The following is a 23,259-nucleotide window of genomic DNA, read 5'->3' on the forward strand; positions in this document are numbered from 1 at the left end:
TGCCAGTCTTGCAGCGAATGGGCCCGTCTCAAGGTTCAACGATGGGGCGGCCGATTTCTACTGTCATATTCGACAGTAGAAATCGGCCCGCCTGTGTGCAATCTACAGTGCGGGCGCAGGCAGCAGAGTCGCTGGCGCAGGGTTCTTCAGCTGTTTCAGCTGTGCCTTGATCGGTGCAGTGGCGCATTTGGCATTTGCCTGTTCCGCGTTCAGCTTGCGCACCGAGGTGTAGAACAGTTCGCAGGTCTGCTCCTTGCGCGTCACCTGCCAGGTGGTGTTGCACGCCTGCAGCAGCACGTTGGGATCACTGGCCGGCTTGCGGCCCATGCCGGCTTGCCAGCAGGCCGCGCTCAGGTCCTGCGCCATCACCTTCAGGCCGGCGTCGTCGGCTTTCTGCTCATTGCCGCCATAACTTGCCGGGTCCACCGCGTACCAGATGTAACTGGGGTGGTTGGCGCCCAATACCGAAACGCTTTTGCCGTCCGCCGGGCTGATCTGCGCCAGGCCCATTACATCAACGGTCTGCCCGTATTGTTGCTTGATCCAGCTGCGCACCGGCGCGCCGAACGCCACCATGGGCAGCGCACCGTCGGGCCGCAGGCTCAGTTCCTTGACCATGCGCGTCTGGTAGTCGGTGAAATAGCCGTAGACGTTTTCCAGATCTTTGCCCGCGTTGGACGGTGCGGCAATCGGGGCGATGTCGATGATGGTCTGGTAAGCCGGGGTTTCGCCGGCCGGCACGCCATTGTCGGTCAGCAATGCGGCCCAGCGGTCGGTGGTGGCCGATTCCAGATAGTCCTGGAAATGGGTCAGCGAATAATCTGGCGGAAAGTGCAGCAACTCGATGCTTTTGCGGTTCTCCAGCGCCATGCCCAGCGGCAGGAACAGGTACCAGTTGTAGGCCCATTTACCGTCGCTGTTAAGCTTGCTGGCGCCCTGGTAGGCCAGATCGGCGGTATTGAGCAGTTGGGTCAGGGGCTGGCCGTAAGTGTCCGGTACACCGCTGAACGTGGCAGTCAGTTGGTCGCCGTCGGTTTTGACACTGACCTTGGCGCGGCTGTAGCCGTCACGTTGCAGGCTCTGGTTGAGGTAGTGCTCGGCAGTCTGCTCCAGCGTCCACGGCTTGAAGCAGATGACGTTGCAATTATTGGGGAAGGCGAATAATTGAGTGACGCGCTGGCTGCTTCCCAGCGGTACGTTGATGTCGGCCTGTACGACCGCACTGGCCAGCAGTGCGATCAGGGTGCAGGACAGCCTGGTCTGTTTAAACATAGTCGATTCCTTGTCAGCGAGAGCCCGTCTGCGCGGGGTGAAAGCCCACTTGCACACAGTAGCGGCTGACCAGGAAAACCGCGTGTTAATTCGCTGCGGGTGTCGCTATTGGATAAGCTCGTTACAGATCCAGGCGCAATGCGTTGGTCAGATCCCCCATCGGCGTCTGGCCGCGGGCACTCATTGCATCATCCCGCTGCTTGAGGCCGTCCAGTGTCTCCAGCTGGAATACCCGCGTGATCAGCCGCAGGATCGAGGCCGTGTCGTACACCGTATGGTCGACCGTGCCCTTGCGCGCAAACGGCGACACCACCAGCGCCGGCACTCGCGTGCCGGGGCCCCAGCGGTCGCCCTTGGGCGGCGCCACATGGTCCCACCAGCCGCCGTTTTCATCGACGGTCACCACCACCACCATGTTTTTCCATTGCGGGCTTTCCTGCAGCACTTTCAAGGCGCGGGCGATATGACGGTCGCCCGAGGCCACGTCCGCATAGCCAGCGTGCATGTTGAGGTTGCCCTGGGGCTTGTAGAAGGTCACCGCAGGCAGTTTGCCGGCTTCGGCATCGGCGAAGAATTTATTGGTGCTGGACTCATCGCCCAGCCCGCCATCACGCAGGCGCTTGTCGCGCTCGGCGCGATTTTCCGGCCCCTGTTGCTTGAAGTAGTTGAAGGGCTGGTGGTGGTATTGAAAGTTCGGGATTTTCGGGATGCCGCCCGAATCCTTGAACTGATCCAGGGTCGCCTGCCACGCACCGGCGTACCAGGCCCAGTCGACGTTCTTCTTCGACAGCTTGTCGCCAATGTGTTCGTGGGTTTGCGGCACCAGCACATTGGGCAGGTCGGGCTTGGAGTAGTCCGGGTTCTGCGGGTCGCGAATCCAGGTCGGCCAATAGGGCGGGGCCAGGGTGTTTACGCCGTAGCCATCCGGGGTCAGGGCGCTGGGGCCGAACTGCGGCGGGCCGGTCATGGCGCTGGCCGGGGAAGCGTCCAGCGGTTTGAGGCGCGGGTCGGCAGGGTCATCGCTTTGCAGCGTGGCGATCTGCGCCTTGGCCACCGATTGGGCGGCGTTCGGATAAAACGGCGCGGTGGCGCTGATCAGGTATTGGTGGTTGAGGAACGAGCCACCGAACGCGCCCTGGAAGAAGTTATCGCAGAGCACGAACTCCTTGGCCACGTCCCACAGACGCAGGGCATAACGGCTCTGGGCGTAATGACCCATCACCAGACCGCCGGAATCGGCCCAGGCGACGAAACCGTCGTTCTTGCCGCCGTTTATCTGCATCTGGTTCTGGTAGAACACGTGCCACAGGTCGCGAGTGACCAGGCTCAAAGGCAGGTCCGCGCCATTCGGACCTTTGAGGGCGAAGGGCGCGTTGGGCAGGTTTTCCTGGAATTGCACTTCGCTGGGATAGGTCACGCCGTCCACGCTTTGCGGACCGACCTGCAACACGCCGCCCCAGGTCGGCGGCAGGCTGTTCAGCACACTGCCGTCGCGATCAAGCTGCCGGGTCTGGGCGGCCGACAGTGCACACAGCGGTTTTTCCACGCCGGGGAAGTCTGCAAACAGGTTATTGAAACTGCGGTTTTCTGCGTAGATCACCACCACAGTCTTCACCTGCTCGCGCAATGCCTTGTCCAACTCCTGCGGCGTGAGCGGTCGATCCACAGGCTTGCCCGGCGCTTCGCTGGTATTGCCGCAGGCACTCAAGGTGGCGCCTACCCCCAGCACCGCCGCCCCGCCAAGGAAGCGCCGGCGGCTGGTGTCTATCGCCGGTTTTGACGCGGAATCGGGGGAGGAGCGGTCTTCGTACTCGTCACTCATTGCGGAAGTCCCTGGCGAGATGTTGCAAGATATTTCGCAGGACGGTAGCAACGCAATGTGAAGGAATTAAGGCAGCTGCTGGTTCCTGGTCTCAAGCCGCACGCTTGAAGCTGAACGCTCGCAGCCCATAACGGCTCCTATGGCATCACCGGCTGCAAATACGCCAATGTCGTCCCCAGCGCCCACAGCAAAAACAGCACCAGCGGCGTGTGCACCAGCAATTGCACAAACGAAAAGCCGATCAAATCCCGTGCCTTCAGGCCCAGCACCCCCAGCAGCGGCAGCATGTAAAACGGATTGATCAGGTTCGGCAGCGCCTCGGCCGCGTTGTAGATCTGCACCGCCCAGCCCAGGTGGTATTGCAGGTCATTGGCCACTTGCATCACGTAAGGCGCTTCAATGATCCACTTGCCGCCGCCCGACGGGATAAAGAAGCCCAGCACCGCCGAGTACACGCCCATCAACAGCGCGTAGGTGTCGTGGGAGGCGATGGAGGTGAAGAACAACGAGATATGGTGCGCCAGGGTCTGGCCGTCGCCGCCCTTGACCACCGTCATCAGCGCGGCGATCGAGCCATACAGCGGAAACTGGATCAACACGCCGGTGGTGGTCGGCACGGCGCGGGCCACCGCATCCAGAAAGCTGCGCGGGCGCCAGTGCAACAGCGCACCGACCATGATGAACAGGAAGTTATAGGTATTGAGCCCCGAGATCGCACTGATCGCAGGCTTGGTCGAGAACTCGTGGAACAGCCAACCGGCCGCCAGTATTGCCAACAGGATGGTCAGCAGCGGACTGTGCTCCAGCCATTCGCCGGGGCGGGTGGGCGCCTGGACCTTGGGCAGGTTGAACGCCGGGTCGACCCCACAGGCCTTGGCATCGCGGGCGCTGTTCGGGCCGGGCGCGGTGGCGTAGGCGATGATCAGCGACACCACGATCAGCGCCAGCAGCATCACGCCCGATTGCCACAGAAAGATAGTCTCGGTGAACGGGATCATCCCGGTGATCGCGAGGATCGACGGCGGCAGGCTAGCCGGATTGGCCTGTAACTGCGCGGCCGACGACGACAGCCCCAGCGCCCACACCGCGCCAAGCCCCAGATAAGCCGCAGCACCGGCCGCGCGGTAGTCCATGCGTAAATCCGTGCGCCGGGCCAACGCCCGCACCAGCAAGCCGCCAAACACCAGGGACAGGCCCCAGTTGAGCAATGAGGCGACCATGGAAATCAAGGCCACCCAGGCCACGGCGGAGCGGCCGTTTTTGGGAATGCGCGCCAGGCGGTCGATCAGCTTGACCGCTGGCGGTGAACTGGCGACCACATAACCGCCGATTACCACGAAGGCCATCTGCATGGTGAACGGAATCAGGCTCCAGAACCCATCGCCAAAGGCCTTGGCGGCGTCGGTCGGCGCGGCGCCCATGCCCAGCGTCGCCACGGCGACGATAATCACCGCAAGCGCGGCAAACACCCAGGAGTCCGGAAACCAGCGTTCGGCGAAGTTGGAACAGCGCAGGGCAAAACGGGCATAGCGACTTTCTTCAAGGGCATCGGCCATGGGTGTGTCCTTTTGTACTTATTATGGGGGGCAGTTTTGCGGCATGTTGCTCCACGGCCATTGATTTGGGAATGTAGTTATCTTCATCGATCCATGAGCAAAACAAATATATCTGTCGTGATTGCCATGATCCGATTCAGCTCCTAACCTGCACGCCATTTTTGTCTGTCTGCCGAGCTTGCATATGACTGCCAACTTTCCTGCACAGGCGCAGCGATTTACCCGCTCCGACTACAAGACCCTCGGCCTGGCCGCGCTGGGCGGCGCCCTGGAAATCTACGACTTCATCATCTTCGTGTTTTTCGCGCTGACCCTCAGCCAATTGTTCTTCCCGCCGCAAATGCCCGAGTGGCTACGCCTGCTGCAGAGCTTCGGTATCTTCGTCACCGGCTATCTTGCGCGCCCGCTGGGCGGCATCCTGATGGCGCATTTCGCCGATCATCTGGGGCGCAAACGCGTGTTCAGCCTGAGCATCCTGATGATGGCCTTGCCCTGTCTGCTGATCGGGATCATGCCCACTTATGCACAGATCGGCTATTTCGCACCCTTGATCCTGCTGGCGCTGCGTGTGCTGCAAGGCGCTGCCGTGGGCGGCGAAGTGCCCAGCGCCTGGACCTTCGTTGCCGAACACGCGCCGCCCACTCATCGCGGTTATGCCTTGGGCTTTCTACAGGCCGGCCTGACCTTCGGCTACCTGCTCGGCGCGCTCACCGCGACGCTGCTGGCGCAGGTCTTTACGCCGGCGGAAATCCTCGACTACGCCTGGCGCCTGCCCTTTTTGCTTGGCGGCGTATTCGGTGTGATCGGCGTGTGGCTGCGCCGCTGGCTCAACGAAACCCCGGTGTTCCTCGACATGCAGGCGCGCCGCCAGGCCGCTGCCGAACTGCCACTGCGCAGCGTACTGCGCGACCACCGCGCCGCGTTGCTGCCAGCGATGATCCTCACCTGCGTGCTTACCTCGGCGGTGGTGGTGCTGGTGGTCATCACGCCAACGATGATGCAGAAAACCTTCGGCATGAGCCCCGGCCACACGTTTGCCCTGAGCGCGTTGGGCATCGTGTTCCTGAACATCGGCTGCGTGTTGGCCGGTCTGCTGGTCGACCGCATCGGCGCCTGGCGTGCGGTGCTGGTGTACAGCCTGTTGCTGCCGGCGGGAATCGCGATTTTGTACACCAGCCTGATCAACGGTGGCATTTGGCTCGGCGCGGCGTATGCGGTGGCCGGCCTGTGCTGCGGCGTGGTGGGTGCGGTGCCTTCGGTGATGGTCGGGCTGTTTCCGGCGCCGGTGCGGGTGTCGGGGATTTCCTTCACCTACAACATCGCTTATGCGCTGTGGGCGAGCACCACGCCGCTGTTGCTGATCGCGCTGATGCCGACCAGCCCTTGGGTGTGCGTGGGCTACGGTGTGGTGATGGGGGCTGTGGGGGCGGTGAGTGTGGCGTTGTTTGGCAAGCGCCACACCCTGGCGGGTTGAGGCTCAGGTCAAAAAGTGCCAAAGCACCAGCGTACCCACCAGCCCCACCACCGAAACAATCGTTTGCAGCACCGACCATACCCAGATGGTCTGCTTCAACTGCAGGCCGAAATACTCGCGCACCATCCAGAAGCCAGCGTCATTGACGTGACAGAAGAACACCGAGCCTGCGCCAATCGCCAGCGCTACCAGTGAGCTTTGTGTGGCGGCCAGTCCCGCCATCATCGGCGCGAGGATCCCTGCCGTGGTGGTGGTCGCGACCGTCGCCGAACCGGTGGCCTGACGCAGCGCCACGGCGATCAACCACGCCAGCAGCAGATAAGGCATGTGTGCGCCTTCGGCGACCTTGCTGATGGTCTGGCTGACGCCCGCGTCCAGCAGGGTCTGCTTGAGGCCGCCACCGGCGCCGATGGTCAACAGCAGCACTGCGATGGGGGCGATGGCTTTGCGCAAGGTGTTGCCGACGTCGGCGCGCGGCATGCCGGCGGCCCAGCCCAGACAGATCACCGCGGCGATCACCGCCAGGGCGAGGGCGATCAGCGGTTCGCCGAGGAACTTCAACGTCAGGCCCAGGGTGCTTTCCGTCGGCAGGGCGACTTTGGCCAGTGTGCTGCCCAGCATCAGAATCACTGGCAACAGAATAATCAGCAACGACACCGCAAAGCTGGGTTGGCGCGGCGCCTTGGGCGGTGCGCTGAACAACGCGCCGATGTCGGCCGGGGCATCCACGTGCAGGCGCCTGGACAGCCAGTTGCCATAGATCGGGCCGGCGAGTATTACCGCGGGCACGGCCAGGCAAAAACCCAGCAACATGGTCAGGCCCAGGTCGGCATGCAGCGCACCCACTGCGATCAGCGGCCCCGGATGCGGCGGCATCAGGGCGTGCAGGGTGGTCATGCCGGCCAGGGCTGGAATGGCGATTTTCAGCAACGGCTGATTCGAACGCTTGGCCATCACAAAGATGATCGGCACCATCATCACCAGACCCACTTCGAAAAACAGCGGCAAGCCGATCACCATCGCCACCAGCGCCATCACCCACGGCAGTGACTTGCCTTTGCCCAGCCCGAGCAGGGTGGTGGCGATACGGTCGGCCGCGCCGGATTCGGCCATCAGCGCGCCGAGCATCGCGCCCAGCGCAATAATGATCCCGGCCTCGCCGAGAATCGCCCCGGCGCCTTTGCTGAAGGCCTTGGCGACTTCCTCCGGCGGCAGCCCGGCTCCGACGCCTGCGATGAATGTACCGATCAGAATCGATAGAAACGGCGGCAGCCTGGTCGCGCTGATCAACACGATGATGCTGGCGATGACCAGCAGGACGCAGAGCATGAGGCGTGTGTCGTGAAACATCCACGCGGCAGTCGATAACTCCAAAACAAGACTCCTTGGCGAGCGGCTTGATTAATATGTTTCTTTATATTTCTTCGAAAAAGCATACCTGATAAGGCAGCGGTAGAGCGCTGATGGGCATTTTTGGTGCGATCAAAATTGCGGGCGGTTGGCGCCAGGATGACAATTTTGCAACCCATGCCGAGGATTTGGCCTATAGCTCTATGATCAGCCGCACCGACATCGCGAGGACATTCAATGAGCGCAGGACATCAGCATGCCCAGGTACGCGCTGGTCACGAACGCAAGTTATGGATTGCCTTGTGCCTGACCAGCAGCTTCATGATTGCCGAGGTCATCGGCGCCTTTGTCACCGGCAGCCTGGCGCTGCTGTCCGACGCTGCACACATGATGACCGACGCCCTGGCCCTGGCGATTGCACTGGTGGCCATTCAGGTCGCCAAGCGCGCGGCCGACCGCAAGCGTACCTTTGGCTACGCGCGGTTCGAGATTCTCGCGGCGGCATTCAATGCGCTGCTGTTGTTTGCCGTGGCGTTCTACATTCTCTACGAGGCCTGGCAACGGTTGCGGGCGCCCGCCGAGATCCAGTCCACCGGCATGCTGGTGATCGCGCTGCTGGGGCTGATCGTCAATCTGGTTTCGATGCGCCTGCTCAGTTCGGCCAGCGACGAAAGCCTCAACGTCAAGGGTGCCTACCTGGAAGTGTGGAGCGACATGCTTGGGTCCATCGGCGTGATCATCGCGGCACTGGTGATCATGTTCACCGGCTGGGGCTGGGTCGACTCGGTGGTGGCGGCGGCCATCGGTTTCTGGGTGCTGCCGCGTACCTGGACGCTGCTAAAGGAGAGCATGAACGTGCTGCTGCAGGGCGTGCCGCACGGCATTGATATCGATCAGGTCGAGCAGGGCATCCGCCGTGTGCCCGGCGTCGAGGACGTGCACGACCTTCACATCTGGGCCCTGACCAGCGGCAAGAATGTGCTGAGTGCCCACTTGGTGTCGGCGCCGACATCGGGCAGCGAACAGCAGATCCTCAGCCTGGTGACGCAATTGCTGCACGAACAATTCGATATTTCCCACGTCACCTTGCAGGTCGAAAACGCGGGGTTCCATCACGATGAGCATGACGACCTGCATGCCTGATCGTTTGCCTGTCAGATTTGTAATTTTGCCTCCACGACCCTGATAACTCGCGATAGCTACATTGCCCTCGCTGGGAACCCTCAGCGACTTCATGGGCGTGGAACTTTCGTTATGCACATTACCGTTAGATCACTGTTGGGGGCGACGGCGTTGTGGATGGCCGCAAGCGTTGCCCAGGCACAAACCCTCACCCTCGATGCAGCGCTGCGGACCGCCTTTGCCAACAACCCGGACCTGGCGGCTGCGCAATGGGAAATCGATATCGCCCAGGGCGGCCGTCAGCAGGCCGGGTTGATCCCCAACCCGGTCGCCTCCTGGGATGCCGAAGACACCCGTCGCAATGCCCGTACCACCACTGTCAAACTCAGTCAGACCCTTGAACTGGGAGGCAAGCGCGATGCGCGAATTGACCTGGCCACCCAGGCCCAGGTCGCCGCGGCGCTGACGTTGGAGCAGCAGCGCAACAGCCTGCGTGCCGATGTAATCGACAGCTACTACGGCGCCCTGCGTGCTCAGGAGCGTCTGGCTTTGGCGCAGCGCTCACTGGCGCTTGCCGAGCGTGGGCTGGTAATTGCCAAGGGGCGGGTGAGCGCCGGCAAATCGTCACCAGTGGAAGCCACCCGAGCACAGGTGCAACTGTCGGAGATTCGCCTGGAGATGAACCGCGCGCAGGTCGGCCTTACCGATGCCTACCGCCGACTCGCCGCCAGCACCGGCAGCACGGCCCCGGACTTCGACGCTGTCGCCGCGCAAAAACAAGCCGCGCCGTCCCTGCCGCCCTGCGCGCAACTGCTGGCACGGGTCGAGCAAACCACGCAATTGCGACTGGCCGAACTGCGCATCCGCCAGGGCGAAGCCAGCGTGAGCCTGGAGAAAGCCCAGCGTATTCCTGACCTCGATGTGTCCATCGGTAGCCAGTACGACGCCAGTACCCGCGAGCGCATAAACCTTGTTGGCGTCTCGATACCGATCCCCTTGTTCAACCGCAACCAGGGCAACGTGCTCGCCGCCAACCGTCGCGCCGATCAGGCGCGCGACCTGCGCAACGCCGTCGAGCTGCGTTTGCGCGCCGAAACCCTTCAGGCCCTGGCCTTGTGGCGAACCGCCAATACCGAAGTGCAGACCTTCAACCAACAGATCCTTCCCGCCGCGCAAAGCGCCGTGGACAGCGCGACCCGTGGCTTTGAAATGGGCAAGTTCAACTTCCTCGACGTACTCGACGCCCAACGCACCCTGATTGCCGCCCGCACCCAATACCTCACGGCCACCGCTCAGGCGACCGACGCCTGGGTGCGCCTCGAGCGGATATACGGCGATCTCGTCCAGTTTTGATTTTTCAGGAGCAACCCATGAACACACCACACCGCGTGGCGCTCGCCATCGCGCTGATGTTGGCCTGGCCGGTGGCCGGCTTTGCCGATGGCGATGAAGAAGAAGGCAAGCTTGAACTGACCGAACAGCAGGTCCAGGCCGCCGGTATTCAGCTTGCCAAGGCCCAGCCCAGACCGATCAGCACGCTGCTGACGCTGCCGGGCGAAGTGCGCTTTGACGAAGACCGTACCTCGCACATTATTCCGCGCGCGCCGGGCGTGGTGGAGTCGGTCAGCGTCAACCTGGGCCAATCGGTGAAGCAGGGCCAATTGCTGGCGGTGATCGCCAGCCAGCAGATTTCCGATCAGCGTAGCGAGCTGGCCGCCAGCGAGCGGCGGGTCGAACTGGCGCGCATCACCTTCCAGCGCGAACGCCAGTTGTGGCAGGACAAAATTTCTGCCGAGCAGGACTATCTGCTGGCACGGCAGACGTTGCAAGAGGCCGAAATCGCGCGCAACAACGCCCGCCAGAAGATGACCGCCCTCAGCGGCAGCGCCGGCTCGGCTGGCGGCAATCGCTATGAACTGCGTGCGCCATTCGCCGGGGTAGTGGTGGAAAAACACCTGGGGGTCGGCGAGGTGGTCAGCGAGGCCAGCAACGCCTTCACCCTTTCGGACCTGTCCCAGGTGTGGGTCACGTTCGGGGTATTTCCCAAGGACCTGAACAAGGTCCGCGTCGGCAAGCCGGTGATTGTCAGCTCCACGGAAATGGGCACTCAGGTGCAAGGCACGGTGGCCTACGTGGGCAACCTGTTGGGCGAACAAACGCGGACCGCCACCGTGCGCGTCAGCGTGCCCAACCCCGACGATGCCTGGCGTCCGGGCCTGTTTGTGAGCGTGCAACTGGCCACCGATACCGCGCAGGCCAGGGTCACCGTGCCGCAGGAGGCGATTCAGACGGTCGAGGACAAACCCTCGGTATTCGAGCGTACCCCGAGCGGCTTCATCACCCGCCACGTGGAGCTGGGCATGCGTGAAAACGGCTACGTCGAGGTGCGCCAGGGACTCGACGCAGGGGTCCAGGTGGCCACCGTCGGCAGTTTTATCCTCAAGTCCGAACTGGGCAAAAGTTCGGCCGAGCACGGCCATTGATTTCGCGAGTGATTTTTCATGTTTGAGCGCCTTATTCAATTCGCCATCGAGCAGCGCGTCATTGTGCTGCTGGCGGTGCTGCTGATGGCCGGTGTCGGTATCGCCAGCTATCAGAAATTGCCCATCGACGCCGTGCCCGATATCACCAACGTGCAGGTGCAGATCAACTCGGCGGCGGTGGGGTTCTCGCCGCTGGAAACCGAGCAGCGCATCACCTTTCCCATCGAAACCGCCATGGCCGGGTTGCCCGGCCTGCAGCAGACGCGTTCGTTGTCGCGTTCGGGGTTGTCGCAGGTGACGGTGATTTTCAAGGACGGCACCGATCTGTTCTTTGCCCGGCAATTGGTCAACGAGCGCCTGCAAGTGGCCCGCGAGCAATTGCCCGAGGGCATCGAGAGCGCCATGGGGCCGATTTCCACCGGGCTTGGGGAGATTTTCCTGTGGACCGTGGAGGCCGGGGAGGGCGCACGCAAGGACGATGGCACGCCCTACACGCCGACGGACCTGCGCGTGATCCAGGACTGGATCATCAAGCCGCAATTGCGCAACGTGCCGGGCGTGGCGGAGATCAACACCATTGGCGGCTTCGCCAAGGAATACCAGATCGCCCCGGACCCCAAGCGCCTGGCGGCCTACAACCTCACGTTGAATGACCTGGTCACGGCGCTGGAGCGCAACAATGCCAACGTCGGTGCCGGCTATATCGAGCGCAGCGGCGAGCAGTTGTTGATCCGCGCACCGGGGCAGGTGGCGTCGATCGACGATATTGCCAATATCGTCATCACCTCGGCGGACGGCACGCCGATTCGCGTGCGTAATGTGGCGCAGGTCGAGATCGGCCGCGAGCTGCGCACCGGCGCGGCCACCGAGAACGGCCGCGAAGCGGTGCTGGGCACGGTGTTCATGCTGATCGGCGAGAACAGCCGCAGCGTGTCCCAGGCCGTGGCCAAGAAGCTCGAGGAAGTCAACCGTTCGCTGCCTGCAGGGGTGGTGGCGGTTACCGTCTACGACCGCACCAACCTGGTCGAAAAAGCCATTGCTACGGTCAAGCGCAACCTCTTCGAGGGGGCGTTGCTGGTGGTGGCGGTGCTGTTCCTGTTCCTGGGCAATATCCGTGCGGCGCTGATCACGGCGATGGTTATTCCGCTGGCGATGCTGTTCACCTTTACCGGCATGTTCACCAACAAAGTCAGCGCCAACCTCATGAGCCTTGGCGCGCTGGACTTCGGCATCATCGTTGATGGCGCGGTGGTGATCGTCGAGAACTCGATCCGCCGCCTGGCCCATGCGCAACATCGACATGGCCGTCTGTTGACCCGCAGCGAGCGCCTGCATGAGGTATTCGCCGCCGCCAGGGAGGCGCGGCGGGCGCTGATCTACGGGCAGTTGATCATCATGGTGGTGTACCTGCCGATCTTTGCGCTTACCGGTGTCGCCGGGAAGATGTTCCACCCCATGGCCTTCACCGTGGTAACCGCATTGCTGGGGGCGATGATTCTGTCGGTGACCTTCGTACCGGCGGCGATTGCGCTGTTTGTTACCGGCAAGGTCAAGGAAGAGGAGAACCTGGTGATGCGCAGCGCGCGTCGGGTGTATGCGCCAGTACTGGATTGGGTGATGGCGCGTCGGCCGCTGGTGTTCGGCCTGGCCGTGCTGACCATCATCGGCACGGGGCTGGTGGCCAGCCGCATGGGCAGCGAATTCATCCCCAGTCTCAGTGAAGGCGACTTCGCCCAGCAGGCCTTGCGCGTACCTGGCACCAGCCTCACGCAATCGGTGCAGATGCAGCAGCGGCTGGAAAAAACCTTGCTGGCCCAAGTGCCGGAAATCGAGCGAGTGTTCGCGCGTACGGGCACGGCTGAGATTGCGTCCGACCCGATGCCGCCGAATATTTCCGACAGCTACCTGATGCTCAAACCGAAGGAGCAATGGCCCGACCCGAACAAATCCCGCGAGGAGGTGATCGCCGATATCCAGCGCGCCAGTGCGATAGTGCCGGGCAGCGCGTATGAACTGTCGCAACCTATCCAGCTGCGCTTCAACGAGTTGATCTCAGGGGTGCGCAGCGATGTGGCGGTGAAAGTATTTGGTGATGACATGGCGGTGCTCAACAGCACCGCCAGCGAGATCGCCGAGACCTTGCGCAGGATTGACGGCGCCTCGGAGGTCAAGGTGGAGCAGACGTCCGGCTTGCCCGTGCTGACGATCAATATCGACCGCGAAAAGGCGGCGCGTTTTGGTATCAATGCTGGCGATGTGCAGGACACCATTGCCGTTGCGGTCGGTGGACGCAAGGCCGGTACGCTGTATGAAGGTGACCGTCGATTTGACATGGTGGTACGTTTGTCCGACACGCTGCGCACCGATATCGACGGACTGTCACGCCTGTTGATTCCCGTGCCGGCATTGGCGGGCAACCCTTCGGGGCAGTTGGGCTTCATCGCGTTGTCCCAGGTCGCCAGCCTCGATCTGGTGCTGGGCCCCAATCAGGTCAGTCGCGAGAACGGCAAGCGCCTGGTTATCGTCAGCGCCAACGTGCGCGGACGGGATATCGGCTCGTTCGTGGAAGAAGCCGAGGCCTCGATCAGCAGCGGTGTGAAAGTGCCCGCAGGTTACTGGACCACCTGGGGTGGTCAGTTCGAGCAATTGAGGGAAGCCTCCGAGCGCCTGCGCATCGTGGTGCCAGTGGCGTTGCTGTTGGTGTTCGGCTTGTTGTTCATGATGTTCAACAACATCAAGGACGGCTTGCTGGTGTTCACCGGCATTCCGTTCGCGCTGACCGGCGGAATCATGGCCTTGTGGCTGCGCGATATCCCGTTGTCGATCTCGGCGGGCGTGGGCTTTATCGCGTTGTCCGGTGTGGCGGTGCTCAACGGGCTGGTGATGATCGCCTTCATCCGCAACCTGCGCGAGGAAGGGCATTCGCTGTCGCTGGCGATCAACGAAGGCGCCCTGACCCGACTGCGCCCGGTGTTGATGACAGCGCTGGTGGCGTCTCTTGGGTTTATCCCCATGGCCCTGGCCACCGGCACCGGTGCCGAGGTGCAGCGGCCGTTGGCCACGGTGGTCATCGGCGGGATCATTTCTTCGACATTGCTGACCTTGCTGGTGTTGCCGGCGTTGTATCAGTGGGCGCACCGCAAGGACGAGGAAACACCAGTCGAAACAGCGTAAAACCACCGGGCTGGCTGTGCACGTCGGCCAGCCCCTGGTGCAGGGTCATGATCGACTGCACGATGGCCAGGCCCAGGCCGGTGCCGCCCTCGGTACGCGCACGGCTGCTGTCGGCCCGGTAGAAACGCTCGAACACGTGCGGCAGGTGATGGGCGTCTATACCCGGCCCGGCGTTGCTCACCGACAGGGATACGGTGTTGGCACAGGCCTCTACGCGCAGAGGAATGCATCCACCCTCCGGGCTATGGCGAATGGCGTTGGACAGCAGGTTGGAGAGTGCACGTTGAATCATCAGGCGGTCGCCCTGTACCTGGGCGTTCCCGCTAAGGGTGAGGCTCAGGTGTTTTTCTTCGGCGCTCAGGGCGAACAGTTCCATCACCCGCTCGGCCTCCTGCGCCAGCGACACCGTGGTGAACGATGCGCGGGCGGATGGGTGGCCTACCTGAGCCAGAAAAAGCATGTCATAGACGATGCGCGCCAGGCGCTCGAATTCTTCGATGTTGGACTCCAACACCGCCTTGTAGTCCTCTGGAGGGCGCGCACGCGAGAGTGTCACTTGGGTCTTGCCCATCAGGTTGGTAAGGGGCGCGCGCAATTCGTGGGCAAGATCGTCGGAAAACTGCGACAGCTGCTGCACCCCCGCGTCCAGCCGGTCGAGCATCACGTTGAACGACTGCGCCAGTTCTGCCAGTTCCTTTGGCAGGTTGTTCACGGCCAGACGATGGGTCAGGTCCTGGGTGGTGACCTTGGCGGCGACATGGCTGAACTGTTTCAAGGGAGCCAGCCCGCGTTGCACCAGCCACCAGGCGCCCAGGCCGATCAGCAGCAGCAACAAGGGCAGGACGAACAGGGTGGAGCGCAGGTAGGCACTGAGCAACGCTTGATCATCGGTACGGTCTCGTGTCAGCAGCACTCGCACATTTTCACCACTGCGCAGGCGCATCAGCCGCGAGGCGCCGAGCTGCTGGTTGCCGCGCCCGTCGGCCCAGGTCAGATAGGCCAGGGTTTCACTGGCGGTAAAGTCGGTCATCAGCGGTTCCTGAACTTTGGTGCCGATACTGAGCAACACCTCGGCGGTCGGCGATGGTCCGACGATGGTCAGGTAGAAATTATCGTGACCCATTACCAGGTCCGGCAGAGGATGGTTGCGGGTCGCGATCTCGCGCGTGTTGAGGTTCATGGTCAGGCTGTGCTGAATCAACTCCATCTTGTTTTCCAGGCTCTTGCGCGCCATTTTTTCCAGTTCGTGGTCGAGCACCAGGAAGGCCAGAGTTGCCAGCAGCAGCACCAGGCCCGCGCCCATCAGGCTGACCATCAGCCCCAGGCGCGTCGACAGGCTGCTGGTTTTCATTGGCGCGCCTCCAACACATAGCCCACGCCGCGTATGGTGTGGATCAGCTTGACCTCGCTCTGGTCATCGACCTTGGCGCGCAGACGGCTGATGGACACTTCCACCACGTTGGTGTCGCAATCGAAGTTCATGTCCCATACCAGGGAAATGATCTGCGTGCGGGTCATCACCTCGCCACTCTGGCGCATCAACACATGCAGCAGCGCGAACTCCTTGGTGGTCAGGTCGATACGTCGGTTGCCGCGGTAGGCTCGATGCCGGCGCGGGTCCAACTCCAGGTCCGAAACGCGCAGCACCTCCGGCAGCGGAATATGTTCGCTGCGACGCAACAGGGTGCGCACGCGGGCCAGTAATTCGGGGAATTCAAAGGGCTTGACCAGGTAATCGTCGGCGCCCATGTCCAGGCCTTTGATCTTGTCTGCCAGGCGCCCGCGTGCCGTCAGCATCATCACGCGTTGGTTGCCATCGCGGCGTAATTGCTCGAGCACGCCCCAACCATCGGTGTTGGGCAAATTGACATCAAGGATCACCAGTTCATAACTGTGTTGCCGCGCCAGGTGCAAGCCATCGATGCCGCTGGCGGCGCAGTCGACGACGTAACCGCTTTCGGTCAGGCCTTGCTGCAGGTAGTCGGCGGTTTTCTGCTCGTCCTCAACAACCAGGATGCGCATAGGGATTTTCCTTCAAGAATAGGGAAATGATATGGCCTCACAGAAGGCTCTGAGTTAGCTGTAGGGGAAGTCTCAAACGTGAAGAGGCTTTAGGGTCAAGTGATGTAAGGCCAGTGCGACATTTGGCCGCTTAAGTTCAACGCAAAAAAAACGCCCCCGCAGGGGGCGTAAATATTCATCTCTGTTCCAAAGGAGCTATACAAAAGCCGCAGAGATGAAGGGTATCGAGTAAGCGAGTTTAAAAATTGCAACTTAACGAGAAGGTGAGTTCGTTATTACAGTTCTGACAGGCTTGAATGTGTCAGCCGATGAAAGGCATCGCTACATGCATGTAAGGCGCGGGTTCAGAGTATGGCCAGCGGGTATTCGACGATAAGGCGGACTTCTTCCAGGTCCGCGTCGAACGCACTTGAACGGATGGTCGCCTGACGCAGCCTGAGGGACAAGTCCTTCAAATTACCGGTTTGCACCACGTACCGTGCTTCCACATCTCGCTCCCAACGGCTTTGCCCGGTCAGCGGGTTGCCTGCGGCATCATTGCGCACATACACCGAATTGGCGTTGCTGTAGTCGGCACCCGAGCCTCTGCCGTAGCGGGTCATGAACGAGAGACCGGGGATGCCGAAGGACTGCATGTCCAGGTCGTAGCGCACCATCCATGAGCGCTCCTTGGGCGAGTTGAAGTCGCTGTACTGCATGGAGTTTTCGAGGACGTTGGAGTCCGACTGGCGCAGGTAGTCGAAGTCGTTGTTGCCGTTGTTGCGCTGGTGCGAAACGGCCACGCGATGGGCGCCGACCTCCACCCCCAGACGCGCGCTCCAGATGTTGTTGTTCAATTCACCTCGCAGTTTGCGGCCTTCGTCTTTCACGTTGTAATAGTTGAAATTGCCAAACAGCGACACGTCCTCGCTCAGTGGATAGCTGGCGGTAGTGCCGAAGTAGTACTGGTCCCAGGCATCCTTCAGGCGACTGCCATAGACGCTAGCGCTCAAGTGCGGGTTGAACTGGTAATCGCCGCCGAAATAACCGACCCAGGGTGAATCGACCTTGCCCGCGTAAAACGTGGCGAACTCTTTGTTCCTGCCGCTCTGGGAGGGCTGGCTCATCCCGCTCAATTGCCCGCCCTGCAGGCTCAGGCCTTCAAAACTGGTGTTCTGTACGGTGACGCCGCGAAAGCTTTCCGGCAACACGCGCGAGTCGCCAGCCGCCACGACGGGCGTGGCAGGGAACACATCGCCGGCCTTGATCACCGTGTCCAGAAAGCGCAACTTCGCCGCGCCACCCACTTTGTTGTAGGTGCTTTCCGGTCTGTTGTTACTGTCTACCGGCATCACGCTGAATGAGCCCTTGCCGCCACTGCGGCCCCTGCCCGAATCGAGCCTGAGGCCATGCATGGCAAACGCGTCCAGGCCAAAGCCCACGGTGCCCTGGGTAAAGCCGGATTCGAATTTGCCGATCAGGCCCTGCGCCCAGGCTTCGGAATAACCATTGCCGGTAGGGCTGGATCGACCATTGCGCTCATCGCGATTGAAGTAAAAGTTGCGCATCAACAGCTTGACGCTGCTGCCCTCGATAAAGCCCTCGGGATGCTCCTGTGCCGCCCCCGCTGCCAGCGGCAACGCGGCGCATAACGAGAGAGGCAGAGTCATTTTGCGGATATTCATGTTCGCTCCTGAGTCTGGCAATAACCAGCTTTTTATTTATGAAGGTGGGCGTTGAAGTGCCCAGGGCGATAGTTGCAAACGGTGAATAACGACTGGGTGGCGCGAACATTACGATCCTGGAAAGTTACTGTTATCTATCAAATAAGTAATCTTGCGGTGACCCTGTCGTCAGGGTGGTTTGGATAGTCTCGACGCTGAACTTTTCAGTCGAGGAACGTGTAATGAACTTACAGACAGTTGGCCTGGGTTTACTCGCTGCACTGCTGTCATCCGGCGCATTGGCGCAGGGGGAGCGCACTTATGCGGCGCTTCTGGAGGGGAATGAAAGAGCCATGGCGGCATACGCCGAGAAGAGAGGCCTGCCGGCACCTCAGGTGCAGGTGTATCGCTACGGCATGAATCTGGACATTGCCAAGGTAGTCAACATTTCGCCGCCGATCCGCTCGTGCAACGCGGTGCCGTCACGCATGACCTATTGGGATTCGGCAGGAAAGCTCAACACCCTGGAGTATCAAGTGATGGGCGTATGCCGCATGAAGTGATGCGTCTGGGCCTCAGCGGCCCTGCATCTTCACCCAGCGCGAGGGGGGCATGCCGTAGGTGCTGCGAAATTGCCGGGTCATGTGGCTCTGGTCGGTGAAGCCCGCAGTCAGCGCCGCATCCACCAGCGACTGGCCCTGGGCAAGCAGGTTGCGCACCAGGTCCAGTCGACGCATGGTCAGGTAGCGATAGGGGCTGGTACCGAACAGCAGACGAAAATCCCGCGACAGGGCCCAGCGGTCGCGGTCGGCGTGGTCGGCCATTTCATCCAGGGTAATGCTGCGGCCCAGGGCGCTGTGGATAAACTCCCGGGCCCGCTCGGCGGCGACATAGTCGAAGGATTTGCGGCTGATGATCGCGCCCGAGGCAGCATTCAACGCGTGCGCCAGGTCGAACAGGGCATCTTGCTCCTGCATCGGGTCAATCGGGCAATCCAGGCTTTGCAGCAGCACTTCGCTGGCACGGAACAGGCGCGGGTCAGTCGACAGGCCGCTGTGGATAAACGGCAGTGGACGGCCGCCGAGAATCTGCTGGATCAGCGCCGGCTCCACGTAAATCATGCGGTACTTGAAGCCTTCCACACTGCTGGCGCGGCCGTCATGGGTTTCATCGGGATGAATGACCATCGTCGCACCGGGCAGGCTGTGGGTCATGCAGCCGCGGTAGTGATAACTCTGCACGCCAAACAGCGTACGCCCGATGGCGTAGGTGTCATGGCGATGGGGGTCGAACGCAAAGCCGGCGAAGTACGCTTCGATACGGTCCAGGCCGCTGGCGTGCGGCGCGCGGTGGAGCCAGTCCAGGGGGGTGGTTGATTTACCCATGATGATTGCCACAAAAGGAAGTGGAATGACGTTACCCCAGTGTGCCGGTGCTTGTCTGCGCGGGTCTTGAACGATTGTGCGTTGCCAGGGCCAGGCCTATGATCTGCACTCGTGCACGCGCTGGAGCTGCCCTTATGGAGTCGTTCAATTTCGCTTACGTGACCCCACTGGTTTCGCTGGCGCTGCTATGGACCGTCGCGGTGATCACGCCCGGTCCCAATTTCTTCAACGCGGCACAGTTGGCCGCCAGCTGTTCGCGTCGTCATGGTGTCGTGGTTTCGGCAGGCGTGGCTACTGGCACGGTCATCTGGGGATTGGCAGGTGGCCTGGGGATCAAGTCATTGTTTACCGCTGCGCCGATGTTGTACGTGGCGTTCAAGCTTATCGGCGGTTGCTACCTGATTTACCTTGCACTGAAACTCTTCAAGCGCTCGGCACCGACCATGGGCCAGAACCTTTTGCCGGATGAGCCCAGGCGCTCGTTGTTTTCCGCCTGGCGTCTGGGGCTGCTGGGTAATCTGTCGAACCCCAAGGCGGCACTCTTTGTGACCACTATCTTCGCCTCTACTATGCCACCGTCTCCCTCTGCGGTTTTGCTGACCCTGGCCGTGGTGATCATGGCCACTTTATCGTTCAGTTGGTATGCCTGCGTGGCGCTGGTGTTTTCCAGCGAGCGCATGGCTGATCTCTACACTCGTTCGCGCAAGTGGCTGGATCGTCTTGCCGGCAGTTGCTATCTGTTATTTGGTATACATCTGGTGGCGAATCGTTGACGGCCCATGGTAAAGAAGCCTCACGTTCAACAGTGAGGCCGTGTCATGAGCAAGTTGCGTGTAGGTATTATTTTTGGTGGCCGGTCGGCTGAGCATGAGGTGTCGTTGCAATCGGCGCGCAACATTGTCGATGCATTGGACCGTTCGCGCTTCGAGCCGATTTTGATGGGTATCGACAAGGCCGGGCACTGGCACTTGAACGACACCTCGGACTTTCTGATCAATCAGGAAAACCCGGCCCTGATCGCCCTCAACCAATCCAATCGTGAGCTGGCGGTAGTGCCGGGCAAGGCCAGCCAGCAAGTGGTGGAAACCTCCGGCCAGGCTCTGCTGGAACATATCGATGTGATTTTCCCCATCGTTCACGGTTCCCTTGGCGAGGACGGCTGCCTGCAAGGCTTGCTGCGCATGGCGGACCTGCCCTTCGTTGGCTCCGACGTGCTCGGTTCGGCGGTGTGCATGGACAAGGACATCAGCAAGCGTCTGCTGCGCGACGCAGGCATTGCCGTCACTCCGTTCATCACCCTCACCCGACGTACCGTCGCGCGTACATCCTTTGACATGGCGGTGAACACACTGGGCCTGCCGATGTTCGTCAAACCCGCCAACCAGGGCTCATCGGTGGGCGTCAGCAAAGTCGCCGACGAAGCCGAGTACCACGCCGCTGTAGAACTGGCGCTCGGGTTTGATGAAAAAGTGCTGGTGGAGTCCGCCGTCAGCGGCCGTGAAATCGAATGCGCGGTGCTGGGTAACGAGCGCCCGATTGCCAGCGGTTGCGGCGAGATCGTGGTGAGCAGCGGCTTCTACTCCTACGACAGCAAATACATCGACGACCAGGCCGCCCAGGTGGTGGTGCCAGCGGATATCAGCACGCAGGCCTGCGAGCGTATTCGCAGCCTGGCCGTTGAGGCGTTCGAGGTGCTGGGTTGCGCCGGTCTGGCGCGGGTTGATGTGTTTCTCACGGACGACGGCGAAGTGCTGATCAACGAAATCAACTCGTTGCCCGGCTTCACCCGCATCAGCATGTACCCCAAGCTGTGGCAGGCTGCGGGGATGAGCTACAGCGAACTGGTGAGCCGGCTGATCGACCTGGCGCTGGAGCGGCATGCGGGGCGCAAGGGGTTGAAGACCAGTCGCTGACAGCTATGTGGCGAGCGGGCTTGCCCCGCGTTGGGGTGCGTAGCGCCCCCAAATCCAGCAAAACGCGGTGTACCTGATACGGCTCAGCGCCTGGTTTTGGGGCTGCTGCGCACCCCAACGCAGGACGAGCCTGCTCGCCACATAGGGGAGCAGGTTTTGAACAGTTTATGGCATCAGGTCAGTCACCCAACGCTTCACCCTCGCGCCGAGGATCCGCGCCGCCGCTCAGGGACACCTTGCCCTGGGCATCGCGCACGCGAACAATCGCCTGCACGCCGCTGGTCATGTCGATCTCGCTCAGCGCATGGCCTTTTTCCTTAAGCGCCTTTTTCATGCCCGCGCTGAACAATCCAGCCTCCAGTTCCGTCGGGCCATTTCGGCTGCCGAAATTGGGCAGGTTGATGGCGGCTTGCGGGTCGAGGTGCCAGTCGAGCATCGCCACCAGCGTCTTGCTCACATATTCAATGATCTGCGAGCCGCCGGGGGAGCCCAGCGTGGCCAGCAACTCACCGCTCTGGCGGTCGAATACCAGTGTGGGCGCCATGGCCGAGCGCGGGCGTTTGCCCGGCTGCACACGGTTGGCAACCGGCTGACCGTTTTCTTCGGGGATGAACGAAAAGTCGGTCATCTGGTTATTCAGCAAGAAGCCCTGGACCATCACATGGGAGCCAAAGGCCGCTTCCACTGTGGTGGTCATCGATACGGCGCCGCCCAGGTCATCCACGGCCACCACCTGTGAGGTGGAAATGCGCAGCGGCGATCGGTCCGGTGCATAGGCCACCTGGATGCCCGCGGGCTGTCCCGGTTTGGCGATCCCCATGCTGCGCTCGCCGATCAGGTCGGCACGCCGCGCCAGATACTCCGGTGCAACGAGACCGGCAACCGGCACCGGCACGAAGTCCGCATCGGCCACATACTGCGCGCGGTCGGCAAACGCCAGGCGGCCAGCTTCGGCGAGCAGGTGCACAGCCTGCGGCGTGGGTTCGAACCCGGCCGGGGTGGCATTCTTGACCGGTGTCATCGACGCGAGTGCCTGGCGCGGGTCGCGGGTTTCCAGTGCCTGCAATGTGCCGAGGATCTGCGCCACTGCAATCGCGCCGGACGACGGCGGCGGCATGCCACAGATTTTCCAGCGCTTGTAGTCGGTGCACAGCGGCGCGCGCTCTTTGGCGACGTAAGCCGCGAGGTCGGACTTGGACAGGCCACCCGCATTACCGTGGCTCTGCACCTTGCGTGCGATCTCTTCGGCAATCGGACCACGGTACAGTGCGTCCGGGCCCTCTTGGGCAATGCGCTTGAACACGGCGGCCAGTGCCGGGTTTTTCAGCACTGTGCCGGTGTCTTTCGGCGTGCCATCGGCCTTCAGGAAATAGGCAGCCATGTCCGGTGACTGCGCGATAAAACGGTCAGCCGCGATCAGGCTGTGCAACCGTGGGGAGATCGCAAAACCCTGTTCCGACAAGCGAATCGCCGGCTCGAACAACTTGGCCCATTGCAGGTGGCCGGTCTTTTTATGCGCCATCTCCAGCGCGCGCAACACACCGGGTGTACCGACGGAGCGCCCGCCGATCTGTGCATCGGTGAAGGCCATCGGAGTGCCGTCGGCGTTCAGGAACAAACGCTCGGTCGCTGCGGCTGGTGCGGTTTCACGACCGTCATAGGCGTGCACATTTTCGCCGTCCCACAGCATGATGAAGGCGCCGCCGCCGATGCCGGAAGACTGCGGCTCCACCAGGGTCAGCACGGCTTGCATGGCTATCGCCGCATCGATCGCCGAGCCGCCCTGGCGCAGCATCTCCCGTCCGGCTTCGGCAGCCAGCGGGTTCGCCGCAGCCGCCATGTGGCGTTCGGCATGGCGCAGGGTGAGGTCGGTGCGATAACCCGACCCCAGCTCCGGCGCGGGTGGCGTTTCGTTGAGCGTGGTGTGACAGGCCGACAGGGCCAGGGCTGCGGCAATGACCGACAAAGGGCGGCGGGAAATTGAAAGCACGCACTGAACTCCTTTCATGTTGAGAATGATCTGCTGTCCGTGAGGCGTTGCGT

At 61.8% G+C, this 23,259-nt stretch carries 17 protein-coding genes; 8 read left to right on the forward strand and 9 right to left on the reverse strand.

Annotation, left to right across the window (positions count from 1 at the left end):
* Nucleotides 1–102 precede the first annotated feature (102 nt).
* The 3 genes from TU75_RS03735 to TU75_RS03745 all read right to left on the reverse strand — a co-directional run bounded on the left by TU75_RS03735 (nucleotide 103) and on the right by TU75_RS03745 (nucleotide 4,650).
* Nucleotides 103–1,272 carry a P-loop NTPase family protein gene (locus TU75_RS03735; RefSeq protein WP_060548240.1) on the reverse strand — a complete coding sequence of 390 codons (1,170 nt, stop codon included), beginning with the start codon at nucleotides 1,270–1,272 and terminating at the stop codon, nucleotides 103–105.
* A 121-nt stretch (nucleotides 1,273–1,393) separates the two neighbouring features.
* Nucleotides 1,394–3,094: an acid phosphatase gene (locus TU75_RS03740; protein ID WP_060548241.1), complete on the reverse strand. Its 1,701-nt coding sequence runs from the start codon at nucleotides 3,092–3,094 to the stop codon at nucleotides 1,394–1,396.
* Nucleotides 3,095–3,231: 137 nt separating this feature from the next.
* Nucleotides 3,232–4,650 (reverse strand): short-chain fatty acid transporter, encoded by a 1,419-nt coding sequence (locus TU75_RS03745; protein ID WP_060548242.1) that lies wholly within the window; start codon nucleotides 4,648–4,650, stop codon nucleotides 3,232–3,234.
* A gap of 184 nt (nucleotides 4,651–4,834) precedes the next feature.
* Here TU75_RS03745 and TU75_RS03750 point away from each other — a divergent pair, with 184 nt between their 5' ends.
* Complete coding sequence (locus tag TU75_RS03750; protein ID WP_003232876.1) at nucleotides 4,835–6,124, forward strand: MFS transporter; 1,290 nt, start codon at nucleotides 4,835–4,837, stop codon at nucleotides 6,122–6,124.
* Nucleotides 6,125–6,127: 3 nt separating this feature from the next.
* Here TU75_RS03750 and TU75_RS03755 read toward each other — a convergent pair whose 3' ends face one another.
* A complete protein-coding gene (locus TU75_RS03755) occupies nucleotides 6,128–7,498 on the reverse strand; it encodes a GntT/GntP/DsdX family permease (protein WP_060548243.1) in 1,371 nt (456 codons plus the stop codon).
* A 213-nt stretch (nucleotides 7,499–7,711) separates the two neighbouring features.
* On the opposite strand from TU75_RS03755, the gene TU75_RS03760 reads away from it, so the two are divergent.
* The 4 genes from TU75_RS03760 to TU75_RS03775 all read left to right on the forward strand — a co-directional run bounded on the left by TU75_RS03760 (nucleotide 7,712) and on the right by TU75_RS03775 (nucleotide 14,253).
* Nucleotides 7,712–8,617 (forward strand): cation diffusion facilitator family transporter, encoded by a 906-nt coding sequence (locus TU75_RS03760; protein WP_060548244.1) that lies wholly within the window; start codon nucleotides 7,712–7,714, stop codon nucleotides 8,615–8,617.
* Between the two features lie 111 nt (nucleotides 8,618–8,728).
* Nucleotides 8,729–9,949 (forward strand): TolC family protein, encoded by a 1,221-nt coding sequence (locus TU75_RS03765; RefSeq protein WP_060548245.1) that lies wholly within the window; start codon nucleotides 8,729–8,731, stop codon nucleotides 9,947–9,949.
* A 17-nt stretch (nucleotides 9,950–9,966) separates the two neighbouring features.
* Complete coding sequence (locus TU75_RS03770; RefSeq protein WP_003232883.1) at nucleotides 9,967–11,079, forward strand: efflux RND transporter periplasmic adaptor subunit; 1,113 nt, start codon at nucleotides 9,967–9,969, stop codon at nucleotides 11,077–11,079.
* A gap of 18 nt (nucleotides 11,080–11,097) precedes the next feature.
* A complete protein-coding gene (locus TU75_RS03775) occupies nucleotides 11,098–14,253 on the forward strand; it encodes a CusA/CzcA family heavy metal efflux RND transporter (protein ID WP_060548246.1) in 3,156 nt (1,051 codons plus the stop codon).
* Here TU75_RS03775 and TU75_RS03780 read toward each other — a convergent pair.
* The 3 genes from TU75_RS03780 to TU75_RS03790 form a co-directional block, all read right to left on the reverse strand.
* On the reverse strand, nucleotides 14,159–15,604 hold the full coding sequence (locus tag TU75_RS03780; RefSeq protein ID WP_003232887.1) for a heavy metal sensor histidine kinase: 1,446 nt from the start codon (nucleotides 15,602–15,604) through the stop codon (nucleotides 14,159–14,161). The two genes, TU75_RS03775 and TU75_RS03780, sit on opposite strands and share 95 nt — an antisense overlap.
* On the reverse strand, nucleotides 15,601–16,275 hold the full coding sequence (locus TU75_RS03785; protein ID WP_003232889.1) for a heavy metal response regulator transcription factor: 675 nt from the start codon (nucleotides 16,273–16,275) through the stop codon (nucleotides 15,601–15,603). Before TU75_RS03785 ends, TU75_RS03780 begins: the two co-directional genes overlap by 4 nt.
* Nucleotides 16,276–16,619: 344 nt before the next feature.
* Nucleotides 16,620–17,939, reverse strand: a complete 1,320-nt coding sequence (locus tag TU75_RS03790; RefSeq protein ID WP_015371063.1) for an OprD family porin — start codon at nucleotides 17,937–17,939, stop codon at nucleotides 16,620–16,622.
* A 221-nt stretch (nucleotides 17,940–18,160) separates the two neighbouring features.
* On the opposite strand from TU75_RS03790, the gene TU75_RS03795 reads away from it, so the two are divergent.
* Nucleotides 18,161–18,481, forward strand: a complete 321-nt coding sequence (locus TU75_RS03795) for a DUF2790 domain-containing protein (RefSeq protein WP_003232893.1) — start codon at nucleotides 18,161–18,163, stop codon at nucleotides 18,479–18,481.
* A gap of 12 nt (nucleotides 18,482–18,493) precedes the next feature.
* On the opposite strand, the gene TU75_RS03800 is transcribed toward TU75_RS03795, so the two are convergent.
* Nucleotides 18,494–19,303, reverse strand: a complete 810-nt coding sequence (locus tag TU75_RS03800) for an AraC family transcriptional regulator (protein WP_015371064.1) — start codon at nucleotides 19,301–19,303, stop codon at nucleotides 18,494–18,496.
* A 134-nt stretch (nucleotides 19,304–19,437) separates the two neighbouring features.
* On the opposite strand from TU75_RS03800, the gene TU75_RS03805 reads away from it, so the two are divergent.
* On the forward strand, nucleotides 19,438–20,076 hold the full coding sequence (locus TU75_RS03805; protein ID WP_003232897.1) for a LysE family translocator: 639 nt from the start codon (nucleotides 19,438–19,440) through the stop codon (nucleotides 20,074–20,076).
* Nucleotides 20,077–20,121: 45 nt separating this feature from the next.
* The gene (gene ddlA / locus TU75_RS03810; RefSeq protein WP_060548247.1) at nucleotides 20,122–21,216 is read left to right on the forward strand and encodes a D-alanine--D-alanine ligase; all 1,095 of its coding nucleotides are present in this window, start codon (nucleotides 20,122–20,124) and stop codon (nucleotides 21,214–21,216) included.
* Nucleotides 21,217–21,394: 178 nt separating this feature from the next.
* Here the strand turns inward: ddlA and ggt are convergent, their stop codons facing one another.
* Complete coding sequence (gene ggt / locus TU75_RS03815; protein WP_060548248.1) at nucleotides 21,395–23,224, reverse strand: gamma-glutamyltransferase; 1,830 nt, start codon at nucleotides 23,222–23,224, stop codon at nucleotides 21,395–21,397.
* Between the last annotated feature and the right edge of the window lie 35 nt (nucleotides 23,225–23,259).

Origin of the sequence: Pseudomonas poae (genome assembly GCF_001439785.1) — a bacterium.
GTDB classification, from domain to species: domain Bacteria; phylum Pseudomonadota; class Gammaproteobacteria; order Pseudomonadales; family Pseudomonadaceae; genus Aquipseudomonas; species Aquipseudomonas poae.

Bases quoted from the DNA above. Each gene is read 5' to 3' on its own strand.
- TU75_RS03805 (WP_003232897.1), top strand. From the start codon at position 19,438: ATGGAGTCGTTCAATTTCGCTTACGTGACCCCACTGGTTTCGCTGGCG.
- TU75_RS03770 (WP_003232883.1), top strand. From the start codon at position 9,967: ATGAACACACCACACCGCGTGGCGCTCGCCATCGCGCTGATGTTGGCC.
- TU75_RS03800 (WP_015371064.1), bottom strand. From the start codon at position 19,303: ATGGGTAAATCAACCACCCCCCTGGACTGGCTCCACCGCGCGCCGCAC.
- TU75_RS03735 (WP_060548240.1), bottom strand. From the start codon at position 1,272: ATGTTTAAACAGACCAGGCTGTCCTGCACCCTGATCGCACTGCTGGCC.
- TU75_RS03745 (WP_060548242.1), bottom strand. From the start codon at position 4,650: ATGGCCGATGCCCTTGAAGAAAGTCGCTATGCCCGTTTTGCCCTGCGC.
- TU75_RS03765 (WP_060548245.1), top strand. From the start codon at position 8,729: ATGCACATTACCGTTAGATCACTGTTGGGGGCGACGGCGTTGTGGATG.
- TU75_RS03760 (WP_060548244.1), top strand. From the start codon at position 7,712: ATGAGCGCAGGACATCAGCATGCCCAGGTACGCGCTGGTCACGAACGC.
- TU75_RS03780 (WP_003232887.1), bottom strand. From the start codon at position 15,604: ATGAAAACCAGCAGCCTGTCGACGCGCCTGGGGCTGATGGTCAGCCTG.
- TU75_RS03750 (WP_003232876.1), top strand. From the start codon at position 4,835: ATGACTGCCAACTTTCCTGCACAGGCGCAGCGATTTACCCGCTCCGAC.
- TU75_RS03795 (WP_003232893.1), top strand. From the start codon at position 18,161: ATGAACTTACAGACAGTTGGCCTGGGTTTACTCGCTGCACTGCTGTCA.
- TU75_RS03785 (WP_003232889.1), bottom strand. From the start codon at position 16,275: ATGCGCATCCTGGTTGTTGAGGACGAGCAGAAAACCGCCGACTACCTG.
- TU75_RS03790 (WP_015371063.1), bottom strand. From the start codon at position 17,939: ATGAATATCCGCAAAATGACTCTGCCTCTCTCGTTATGCGCCGCGTTG.
- TU75_RS03775 (WP_060548246.1), top strand. From the start codon at position 11,098: ATGTTTGAGCGCCTTATTCAATTCGCCATCGAGCAGCGCGTCATTGTG.
- ggt (WP_060548248.1), bottom strand. From the start codon at position 23,224: ATGAAAGGAGTTCAGTGCGTGCTTTCAATTTCCCGCCGCCCTTTGTCG.
- TU75_RS03740 (WP_060548241.1), bottom strand. From the start codon at position 3,094: ATGAGTGACGAGTACGAAGACCGCTCCTCCCCCGATTCCGCGTCAAAA.
- ddlA (WP_060548247.1), top strand. From the start codon at position 20,122: ATGAGCAAGTTGCGTGTAGGTATTATTTTTGGTGGCCGGTCGGCTGAG.